Genomic DNA, 11690 nt, shown 5'->3' on the forward strand with positions numbered 1-11690 from the left:
TTATTGTGCGAGTAATTCGATGAGCGCCTGTTTAGGCAAAGGCTTATAGAAATAGTAGCCTTGAATAGCATCAACATTGTTTTGCTTAACAAAATCCAGCTGTGCTTGGGTTTCAACACCTTCTGCAGTGACTGATAAATCAAGTGCATGGCTCATGGTCGTAATTGCTTCCACTAGCGCCTTATGTCTAGGACCCTGCTCAATTTTTTGAATAAAACTTTTATCGATTTTGATTTGATCTACCGGAAAGTTAGCTAAATAGGATAGAGAAGAATAGCCGGTACCAAAATCATCCACTGAAATTTTGATGCCCCAATTTCTTAATCGACTCAGCAGCTGTTCAACCTTCTCATGCTGCTCCATCATTACTGACTCAGTTATTTCTATGCTTAATAAATGAAATGGAAAGTTTGCTATGGATGTTTCCAGCAGATACTCTTCAAAAAAGCTAATGAATTGTTGTAACTCTGCAGTGATAAATTCACTAGTAGAGACATTTACTGACAAACTAATCGCACGTCCTTGTTGCCAATAGTCATAAATTAAATCTAGCGCTTGTCGCCTAATCCATTTGCCGATTGGGACAATCAGCCCTGATTGTTCAGCAATAGGTATAAATTCTTCTGGCGAAATAAACTCACCATTAAGCGGCCAACGAAGTAACACTTCAGCACTATCAACATGCGTCGATTTAGCCGACAAAATGGGCTGAAAATACAGTTCAAAAGCATCATGACTTAAGGCTTTGTTTAATTCCATGTTTAAAAAAGCGGTTCTTTCTGCATTTTTCTGCATGCTTTGATCAAAAAATTGATAACCATTTCGGCCTTTAAGCTTAGCATTATGCATTGCTTGGCTGGCGCAATTAATTAAAGCATCAACCTCAGTAGAATCTTCAGGATAACGTGAGATACCAATACTCATAGAAGTTTGGATAGCTTTACGATCAAGCCAAAAAACAGCGCTTACAACTTGATTGATTTGTTTGGCAAGTTCAATGAGTTCGTCTGCAGACACTTTACCTTGTATGAACACGCCAAATTCATCACCTGCTATTCGGGCAAAAGTGCACATATCAGGAAACAGCGGGGCTAATCTTTTGGTTACCTCAATTAATAATCGATCACCACACTCATGACCTAAGCTGTCATTTATCAGTTTAAAATTATCAATATCCATCAATATGATTGAGCAACCTACCCCAGTTTGCTTGCTGCGCTCTTGCTGCCAAACATAATTATAGATTTTCTCAACAAAATAACGACGATTGGCCAAGCGGGTTAATGCATCATTATTAGCCTGAAAATGGATAAGCTTGCTGGCATCTTTGTGTTCACTGATATCAGCAATTAACCAAGAAAAACAATTTTGTTCACCATGGTAATCCCTAAATGAGGTTACCGTTACTTCAGCATCAAAGGTCTTGCCATTACGTTTGCGGCCTGTTAACTCACCTTGCCAAGTTTTACCGATAGCAAGGTTTTTCATTAAAGACGTGATATTTTCTTGCTGAGAATGTTCGAAAAAGCGCTTTGGTTCAAAGCTCTCTGAGTCAACAGTAATATCGCCACAGATACTTTTAAACTCAGGGTTAATAAACAAAATGGTATTGTTTTCGTTAACGATCAATAAGCCCATAGGCAGTTTACTGAATATTTTACTGGTGAGTGTTTGTAGGTGTAGTCCTTGGCTTCGTTCAATGGCAAGACTTGCCAATCGAGCGGCTTCTTGAATCAGTTCTAGATCCAATGCTGATGGTGACTTTTGGGTATCGTAATACATGGCAAAAGTGCCCAATACGTTGCCAGTAGAGTCGATAATGGGTTCTGACCAGCAAGCTTTTAGCCCTGCCTTTAACGGCAATTCTTTATAAGGTGCCCAATTCGGGTGAGTGGCGATATCTTCAACAATAACTCTTTCGCCGGTGGCTGCTGCAGCGCCGCATGAACCGACTATCGGCCCAATTTCAATGCCATTAATAGCTTGGTTATATTGTTCCGGTAAACTGGGGGCCGCTCCGGTTAACAACCTTTTCTTGTCATTGCTCATTAATAGCACTGACGCTCTGGTGCCAATCTTTTGCGCTTCGATTGATAAGACTAATGAATGGAGAATTTCTCGTAATGGGGAACCCGCTAAGAGCATGGTAAGAATTTGGCTATAACGGTCATTATTAGAAGCACATGTTGTTAACACATCATAGTTTGTTGATTGTGATGCAAAAGTTTGCCCGCTATCCATAAAATTCCTTTTGAGAATAAACCATCTGACTTTATTACTTACCGTTAATGCAGATTATTCACTCTTAAAGTTAATTGCAACACTAAGCGAGTAACTATCTGTTTATTATGAATCTCTTCGACTAGTCACTAACATTTATCACTAAAGCAATGCTACATTTATTGGCTATATATCGCAGGCATAAAAAAACAGTGAAGTTATCTAACTGCACTGTTTTTATTCGGTATGATTTTATTTTAAAACAATGAATTTACACTTCGCTTATGCGTTCCATTCTTGCTAAATAAAAACCATCAAAACCATGCTCAGCAACCAAGATTAATTCATCATCTAATAATGTAAAATGTGGGTTTGCAGCTAAAAAGGCATCAACTTGATTTCTGTTTTCATCAGGCATGATTGAACAGGTAGCGTAGACTAATATTCCGCCCACTTTTACCATTCGGCTATAGCTTTGCAAAATGTCTTTTTGTAGCTCAACTAATACCGGTAATCTTTCTGGCGTGTCACGCCATTTAGAATCTGGGTTACGTTTTAACACCCCTAAACCTGAACAAGGTACATCGAGTAGGACTCTGTCAGCAGTCAACTTCATCCGTTTAATGGTTTTGCTGCTAGCGATAATGCGGGTTTCAACATTATGCGCGCCTGCTCTTCTTGCTCTAATTTTGAGGTTATCAAGTTTCCATTGCTCAACATCCATAGCAAGTAAACGACCTTTACCTTGCATTTGTGCGGCAATGTGCAAAGTTTTACCACCAGCGCCGGCGCAAGCATCAACAACTCGCATACCTGGTTTTGCATCAACTGCAGCAGCAACGAGCTGCGAGCCGGCATCTTGTTGTTCAAAATAGCCTTGTTTAAAGGCTTCAGTTTTGAATAATGCAGAATCTGAACGTATATCTAACGCACTTTCAACGCCTTCAACCTCTACAGTAGCGACCAACTCTTTAGTTAACCGTTGCTTTAATTCTTCACGGGTGCCTTTTAAGCTGTTAGCGCGAATATAGCGTTTTGGCGCTGTTGCTAAAGCCGCTCTTTCTGCTGGCCATTTTTCGCCTAGTTGCGCAGCACCTAACTCGTCAAGCCACTCTGGGCAGCCATCCCACAAAGCCGGTTGTGCTTTTGCAACCTCTAGACGCTCGGCAAACTGTGCGCTATCAACTTGTAATGCATATTCCATCTTTGGTAAATCAAGATCGTGGAATAAATGCCAGCCGTTTAATAATTTAGAACCGGTACGTTCAATATCTTCTACTTTGATATCAACCAAATAGCAGTAAAGGTTCAAACGACGCAAAATATCACCAGTAACGAGAGTAATTCTTGCTAGCTCCGCAGGTGGATATTGCATACCTGAAAAGTTATGTGAATAAGCGCGATCTAAAGGTTTTCCTTCAGTTAGCACCATAGTTAACACATTAATGACCAGTTCAGATGAACTGCCTGAGAGCGGGTAAGTTAGCATTGGGGGATCTCAACGAGTTATAGAAATAAGATAAAACAGAAAAAGCGCATGGATCATAGGAGTTAACCGCCTTTTAAGCAAGTATTGATTCCTATTTATTGGCGGCGAAATAACAAAAAGGCAGCCGTTAGGCTGCCTGATATAAAGCGTCAGCTTAAAGGTTACATTTTAGAGCCTTTCGCGCCGTAAAATATGATAAATGCATAACACACTACAGGAAGAATAAACGCCGGTTGTATGCCCATGGTATCAGCCATTACCCCTTGTAATAATGGGATGATTGCTCCACCAACAATCGCTAAACATAAAAAGCCACTGCCTTGCGAAGTATGTGGGCCTAAGTCTCTTAAAGCCAAACTAAAAATAGTTGGGAACATAATGGAGTTAAATAAGCCAACCGCTAAAATTGCCCACATGGCCACTTCACCACTGGTATTAATAGCAACTAATACTAAGGTCGCAGCCATTAAACCATTAAAGGCTAACATGGTGCCTGCAGGTATTTTTTGCATAAGCGCTGAACCAATAAAACGACCAATCATCGCCCCGCCCCAGTAATAGGTAATGTATTTTGCTGCATCAGCTTCTTGCAGCCCTACAATGTGCTCTTCACCTAAAAAGTTAACCAAAAAGCTGCCAATTGATACTTCAGCGCCAACATAAACAAAAATGCCCACCGCGCCCAATACTAAGTGAATGCTTTGCAACGCGCTGGTTTTACCTTTGTAAGTAACCTTACCATCTGTTTCAACTGCGGTATGAGATTGGATAATAGGCAACTTTAATTGTGAAAAAATCACAGCTAAAACTGCTAACGTGGCAGATAAAAATAGATATGGCATTTTTACCACGTCAGCTTCAGCTTGTGCATGGCTTAACTCACCTACTGCACCCGTTGCGACTGACAAAATCAACACAGCGCCAAAATATGGGGCGACAGTGGTGCCTAATGCATTAAAGGCTTGGGTTAAGTTTAAACGACTTGAGGCTGTTTCTTCAGAGCCTAGTGCATTTACATAAGGATTAGCGGCTACTTGTAAAATGGTGATACCTGAAGCCAATACAAACAATGCCCCTAAGAATAACGCGTAAGTTTCCAATGCTGCAGCAGGGTAAAATAAGGCACAACCGATACTAGCAATAACTAAACCGGACACAATGCCTTTTTGATAACCAATCTTTTTAACCAGACTGCCAGCAGGTAATGACACTAAGAAATAAGCGCCAAAAAAACAAAACTGAATCAGCATGGCTTCAGTGTAACTTAATGAAAATACCGCCTTTAGATGAGGGATTAGTATGTCATTAAGACAGGTAATGAATCCCCACATAAAAAATAGTGAGGTTAACGATACTAGTGCGAAACGGTAACTACCGTCGCCAGTACTGCTAACTGTTGTTGAACCCGTTGGAATAGCTGAAGCCATAATATGAACTCTCTTGTTATCGTTGTTATCACCAATTACTAGCATGTCTACTGGCAACTGAATCTTGTTATTAAAAACCTACAACACATATAAAAACAGCAACCGATTAAGCTGCTGTTTTATCGTTACATTATTTAATTAATGCGAAGAAACTTCCAAATGCGTTTAATGTTAGTTTAGCATCAGCTTGCAAAGATGCAGACTCAAGACCGTGATCATCTTTAACTGCAACAATGTCATATGCAGAGGCATCAAATGTATTGGCACTATTATCTAAGTTAAATACTACCAGCATTTTTTGAGTTTCAAAGGTACGTACAAATACCAAAAGGTTAGAATCCACATCAATAAAGCTAATATCACCCATCACCAATGCAGGATATTGCTTACGCCATTTTAAAAAGCGGCGATAAGCATGTAGATTGGATTGTGTATCTGCTTCTTGAACATCTGCAGCCATGGCTTTATGTGCAGCAGGAATAGGTAACCAAGGTTTACTGCTGTCAGAAAAACCCGCTTGTTGATGATCTTTCGACCACGGTATTGGGGTTCTGCAGCCATCACGGCCTTTAAACATTGGCCAGAAGGTAATCCCAAATGGATCTTGCAGCTCACTGAACTCAATAGGCGCTTCCGTTAAGCCTAATTCTTCACCTTGATAACTGCATACGCTGCCTCGCAGCGAAAACAACATCGCATTGAGCATTTTAACCATGGCGGGATTAGTTTCACCTTTGCCCCAGCGGGTCGCAACGCGTTGCACATCATGATTACCTATGGCCCAGCACGGCCAACCGTCACCAATACTGGCTTCCAGTTCTTCAACTGTTTGGCGAATATAAGCCGCGCTAAAATCATTGGTTAATAGCTCAAAACTATAGGCCATATGCAAACGATCATCGCCTTGGGTATATTCAGCCATGGTCGCTAAAGAATCTTCTGCTGACACTTCGCCTAAAGTCACGGCGCCTGGGTATTGATTAATAAGTGCGCGCAGCTCTTCAATAAAGCCGACAGTTTGTGGACGGGTATTATTGTAATAATGATATTGGTAGGCATAAGGGTTATCTTCACTAAAGCCACGACCTTGGCGTTGATCTTTGGGTTTAGCTGGATTATCACGCAGATGCTCATCGTGATAGCAAAAAGTAATCGCATCTAAGCGGAAACCATCAACGCCTTTTTTAAGCCAAAAATCAACATTTTCAAGCACTGCAGCGCGAACTTCAGGGTTATGGAAATTTAAATCAGGCTGACTTTTTAGGAAGTTATGCAAGTAATATTGCTGACGACGCGGCTCCCACTCCCAAGCACAACCACCAAAAATAGCTAACCAGTTATTAGGCGCGGTGCCATCTTCTTTAGGGTCGGCCCAAACATACCAATCAGATTTGTCGTTATCACGACTTAATTTACTTTGCTTAAACCAGGCATGCTCGTCAGATGTATGACTTAATACCTGATCGATGACTATTTTGATATTGAGCTTATGTGCCTTTTCAATCAGTTCGTCAAAGTCTTCCATTGTGCCGAACATAGGATCAACATCGAGATAATCACTGATGTCGTAACCAAAATCTTTCATTGGCGACTTAAAAAAGGGCGATATCCAGATTGCATCAACATTCAAACTAGCAATGTAATCAAGTTTGGTAATTATTCCTTGTAGATCACCGACTCCGTCGCTATTTGAATCCATTAAGCTTCGTGGATATACCTGATATATCACTCCGCCGCGCCACCATGATAACTGACTCATTACTCGCCCTCTGTAATAAAAGCATTAACCATATAGCTACCTCACCCATGGTTAACCCTATGTTGCGACCTAGTAACTGGTCGTCATTATTATTTAATTGCCTCGAGGATACGTGAATAGTGAAATCAGGTTCAATAGAGCTGCATACGTATGCAAAGAATTAATACAAATTTTAAAAATACAAACCAAGCACTTAAATGCTAATATTCAACAACTTAACCAATACATAAACTATCTTTTGAATGTTAAAAAAAAGTAATAAAGTGGCCATTTAAAGTCTACAAAAGCTTTGAATACGTATGCATAACGTTGTCGATGAAAGAATGCTAGGAGTAGTATCTTTACTGTTCCGCAACAAAGTGGAAATAAACCTCAGCGCTTATGCAGTCATTTAAGCAAGCTGAAGTAAAAATACTATAAAGACTGTAATTATAAATAATAGAAATCTAGCAGCTCGACCTTATAAAAAGGGCTGCTGGCCATTCAGAAGGGGAAAGATGGATGTCGCTATTTAAACCAAGCTTACTAACGTTAGCAATGGTAGCTGCCAGTACAAGTATGTACGGTTACGCTGCTGAAGCAGAAGATGTTGCAACTGCTGATGAATCAATTGAAGTATTAAAAGTCACTGGTATTCGTCGTAGTTTAAAAGAATCACAATCATTAAAAATGTCTTCATCTTCAATCGTTGAAGCTATTTCTGCAGAAGATATCGGTAAATTACCTGATGTCAGTATCGCAGAATCACTTGCACGTCTACCAGGTGTTTCAGCTCAGCGCCTTGATGGCCGCGCAAACGTCATCTCAATCCGTGGCATGGGGCCAGATTTTACTACCGCTACCCTTAACGGTCGTGAACAAACATCTGTTAACGATAATCGTGGTGTTGAATTTGACCAATACCCTTCTGAATTATTAAATCGTGTTGTGGTATACAAAACACCAGATGCCTCAGTTATGGCACAAGCTATTGGTGGCACGGTAGATATGCAAACCATAAGCCCACTCACCCATGGCGAGCAAACTTTCGCAGTTGGTATACGTGGTGAATTAAATGACCTTGGTTCTTTAAACAGTGGCTCTTCTGATACTGGTTACCGTGGCAGTATTTCATACATTGACCAATTCGTTGATGATACTGTTGGTATTGCCTTTGGTTATGCACGTATGCAATCACCTAACCAAGAAGAACGTTGGCAAGCTTGGGGCTACCCTAACCTCGATTACGATGAGTCAAATCCATTCGTACTTGGTGGCGCAAAACCTTTTGTTCGTTCATCTGAATTAGAGCGCGATGGATTTTTAGGTGTAATCGAATACGCTCCAAATGATTTTTATATTTCAAAATTAGATCTTTTTTATACCAAATTTACTGATGACCAACGCTTACGTGGTATTGAAATTCCTGGTCAATGGGGTGCTGGCTGGGGTAATACCGGGGTAACAGCAACTGAAAATGAAGATGGATTAGTGACCAAAGGCGTTATTAATGACGCAGCTGTAGTACTACGTAACGACGTTAACAAACGTGATGCTGAATCCTTGTCAGTGGGTTGGAACAACAAGTTCGCAATCAATGACAACTGGCTTGTTACTGCAGATATTGCTTATTCAAAATCTGAGCGTACTGATATTGGTATGGAAAGCTATAGCGGTACTGGCCGTGGTAACGGTAATGGTGCAGTAGATCAACTCGGTTTTGAGTACGATGGTAAAGGCGGATACAAATTTAGCCATGACCTTGATTATTCAGATCCTAACCTAATGAAATTAGGTGGTCCATTTAGCTGGGGAGACCCACTCGGACCAGACAGCCAAGACGGCTTTATTAACAAACCTGAAATCGAAGATGAATTAGCCTCAGCTAAATTGACCGCTGAGTACATTTTTGATGATGGCGCTGTACGCAGTGTTGAATTTGGTGTTAATTACTCAGAGCGTGAAAAAAGTAAACTTGATTCAGGTTACTATTTAACCCTTAAAGATTACCCAGACATGCAGACCGTGCCTGAAAAATACCTGTTAAGCCCTACTTCTTTGGAGTTTTTCGGTATGGGCGACATGCTGAGTTATGACTCTTTAGCATTTTATAACGACGGTAATTACACCGAAACGAATGCGGATACGGTTGACTTAAGCCGCGCAACTAACTCATGGTTAATCAATGAGGAAGTCACCACAGCGTTTGTTAAAGCAAACCTAGATACTGATCTCTTTGATTTACCATTGACCGGTAATTTTGGTGTCCAAGCAGTAATGACAGATCAAAGTTCCGACGGCACTGTGGCAACTGTTGATGGTGGCGAAGTGATTAAAACACCACGTACAGCGAGTGATAGTTACACTGAATGGCTACCAAGCCTTAACTTAGGTTTAGCGGTCGCCGATGGACAAATGCTACGTTTTGCGGCAGCACGTACATTGACCCGTGCTCGCATGGATAAAATGAACGCAAACGTTAACTTCAGCTACGATGCTAATCCTAGTGATGGTGTTAACTGGACTGGCGGCGCTGGTAATACAAGTCTGCGCCCATGGTTAGCGCGTCAATATGATATCAGCTATGAGAACTACTTTAGCGATCAAGGTTATTTTGCCATCGCCGTTTTCTATAAAGACTTAGAAAACTTCGTTTATGACCAAACGTCGCTGTTTGACTTTGGATCCATTTTCCCTGAACAGCCAGGTAACCCAATTGGTGTTGTCACTCAACCACAGAATGGTGAAGGTGGTTATGTTCAAGGTATTGAAGCGTCATTCTCAATGGACTTTGGTATGTGGGCTGATGGGCTAGAAGGTTTTGGTACGGTATTAAGTGGTTCATACAACGACAGTGAAGTTAAAGAAACCTCTGATAGCGAGCCAACAACTTTACCTGGTCTTTCAGAGAAAACCTTCAATGCGACGGTTTACTATGAAAACTCAGGCTTTGAAGCTCGCGTTAGTTCACGCTACCGTAGCGAGTTCTTAGGTGAAGTTACTGCAATCAGCTTAAGCCGTGTTAACGTTAATGTTAAAGCAGAAACCGTGGTTGATGCACAAATTGGTTATGATTTCTCTGAAAGTGGGATTGATGCCTTATATGGTTTATCTGTTTTGTTACAGGTTAATAACTTAACCAATGAGCCATTTACTTCATACACGGGTGATGATGCTCGTTTCGTCCGAGATTACCAAAACTATGGTCGTAACTACATGTTAGGCGCGAACTACAAGTTCTAATCTATATATGACCAATAAGCCTCTGTAACCTGTTACAGGGGCTTTTTTACTTTATATCAAACCATTATTTAATAAGGCGATTACTATGAATAACAACAAAATAAAAGACATTGTAATTGTAGGCGGAGGCACTTCAGGCTGGATGACCGCCGCCATGTTAGTGAAGTTGTTTAAACATCAGCTCAATATCACCTTAATCGAGTCTGAAGATATCGGCACCATTGGTGTCGGTGAAGCTACTATTCCTCCACTGCAAATATTTAATAATGTATTAGGCATTAAAGAAGCAGATTTTATCAAACAAACCCAAGCAACTTTTAAACTCGGCATTGAGTTTGAAAATTGGGGCAACAACCAACAAAGCTACATGCATGCCTTTGGCAATGTAGGTAAAGATATTGGCTTTACCCAGTTCCATCATTACTGGAACAAATCCAAACCCACTGATATTAATCATTTCTGGGATTTTTCATTAAATTACCAAGCAGCTAAAAATAATAAATTCTCCATAATGGATCGCGTTCAAGGCTCGCCCTTAGCAGGTATTACCCACGCTTATCACTTTGATGCAAGCCTCTACGCTAAGCTATTACGTGACTACAGTGAAAAGCTGTCAGTTAAACGTATCGAAGGCTTAATCACCTCCGCAACTCTTGCCAATGACGGCAGCATTGAATCTGTCTCATTAAAAGATGGCCAGATAATTAGCGCTGACTTTTTTATCGACTGCTCAGGCTTTGCTGCCTTGCTCATTGAAAAGCAATTAGATGTCGGTTATGAAAACTGGCAGCATTGGCTCCCCTGCGACAGCGCTTATGCAGTGCCTTGTGAACGAACTGAAGTATTGGCTCCTTATACTCGCTCTATCGCCCATGATGCCGGTTGGCAGTGGCGTATTCCGTTGCAACACCGTACTGGTAATGGCTTAGTTTATTGCAGTCAATATTTATCCGATGAGCAAGCCAAAGCGTTATTGCTTGAAAACCTCGATGGAAAACCACTGGCAGAGCCCAGAAAAATCAATTTTAAAACCGGACGCCGTGAAAAGCAGTGGCATAAAAACTGTGTTGCCATTGGTTTATCAAGCGGCTTTTTAGAGCCACTTGAGTCCACCAGCTTACATTTAGTTCAATCAGCCATCATACGTCTGTCTAAACTGTTCCCCCACAATGGCATTCAGCAAGCTAATGTTGATGAGTTTAACTGCCAATCAAAACTTGAGTTTGAACAAATTCGTGACTTCATTATTTTGCACTATCACCTGAATCAAAAAGACTCACACCATGATTTATGGCAGCAATGCCGTGATATGGCCATACCTGAGAGCCTTAAACAAAAAATTGAACTATTTAAAGCCACTGGCACTGTCAGTCGCTACCAAGATGAATTGTTTACAGAAGCCGCTTGGATACAGGTAATGCTCGGCCAAGGCATTATGCCTAAAGACTATAACCCGTTAGCTAACAGTGTAAGTGATGCAGACTTACATGATTATCTGGGCAATATTAAGCAAATCATCAATAGAGCTGTCATCGCTATGCCGTCTCATCAACAATTTATTGATAAATTGTAA

At 40.9% G+C, this 11690-nt stretch carries 6 protein-coding genes; 2 read left to right on the forward strand and 4 right to left on the reverse strand.

The window, feature by feature from the left end; genetic code table 11:
* The 4 genes from BCU91_RS12035 to BCU91_RS12050 all read right to left on the reverse strand — a co-directional run bounded on the left by BCU91_RS12035 (window position 1) and on the right by BCU91_RS12050 (window position 6895).
* A complete protein-coding gene (locus BCU91_RS12035; RefSeq protein ID WP_102531552.1) occupies window positions 1-2241 on the reverse strand; it encodes an EAL domain-containing protein in 2241 nt (746 codons plus the stop codon).
* A gap of 250 nt (window positions 2242-2491) precedes the next feature.
* Window positions 2492-3709: an RsmB/NOP family class I SAM-dependent RNA methyltransferase gene (locus tag BCU91_RS12040; RefSeq protein WP_102531553.1), complete on the reverse strand. Its 1218-nt coding sequence runs from the start codon at window positions 3707-3709 to the stop codon at window positions 2492-2494.
* Between the two features lie 161 nt (window positions 3710-3870).
* Window positions 3871-5136 (reverse strand): sugar MFS transporter, encoded by a 1266-nt coding sequence (locus tag BCU91_RS12045; protein ID WP_102437415.1) that lies wholly within the window; start codon window positions 5134-5136, stop codon window positions 3871-3873.
* Window positions 5137-5266: 130 nt separating this feature from the next.
* On the reverse strand, window positions 5267-6895 hold the full coding sequence (locus BCU91_RS12050) for an alpha-glucosidase (protein WP_102531554.1): 1629 nt from the start codon (window positions 6893-6895) through the stop codon (window positions 5267-5269).
* A gap of 501 nt (window positions 6896-7396) precedes the next feature.
* On the opposite strand from BCU91_RS12050, the gene BCU91_RS12055 reads away from it, so the two are divergent.
* Both BCU91_RS12055 and BCU91_RS12060 read left to right on the forward strand, forming a co-directional pair.
* Window positions 7397-10117, forward strand: coding sequence for a TonB-dependent receptor (locus BCU91_RS12055; RefSeq protein ID WP_102531555.1), 2721 nt, complete (start codon window positions 7397-7399; stop codon window positions 10115-10117).
* Window positions 10118-10202: 85 nt separating this feature from the next.
* Complete coding sequence (locus BCU91_RS12060; protein WP_102531556.1) at window positions 10203-11690, forward strand: tryptophan halogenase family protein; 1488 nt, start codon at window positions 10203-10205, stop codon at window positions 11688-11690.

Source organism: Shewanella sp. 10N.286.52.B9, assembly GCF_002873635.1.
GTDB lineage: Bacteria > Pseudomonadota > Gammaproteobacteria > Enterobacterales > Shewanellaceae > Shewanella.

Coding starts and splice junctions, on each gene's coding strand:
- BCU91_RS12045 (WP_102437415.1), bottom strand. CDS start 5,136: ATGGCTTCAGCTATTCCAACGGGTTCAACAACAGTTAGCAGTACTGGC.
- BCU91_RS12055 (WP_102531555.1), top strand. CDS start 7,397: ATGTCGCTATTTAAACCAAGCTTACTAACGTTAGCAATGGTAGCTGCC.
- BCU91_RS12060 (WP_102531556.1), top strand. CDS start 10,203: ATGAATAACAACAAAATAAAAGACATTGTAATTGTAGGCGGAGGCACT.
- BCU91_RS12050 (WP_102531554.1), bottom strand. CDS start 6,895: ATGAGTCAGTTATCATGGTGGCGCGGCGGAGTGATATATCAGGTATAT.
- BCU91_RS12040 (WP_102531553.1), bottom strand. CDS start 3,709: ATGCTAACTTACCCGCTCTCAGGCAGTTCATCTGAACTGGTCATTAAT.
- BCU91_RS12035 (WP_102531552.1), bottom strand. CDS start 2,241: ATGGATAGCGGGCAAACTTTTGCATCACAATCAACAAACTATGATGTG.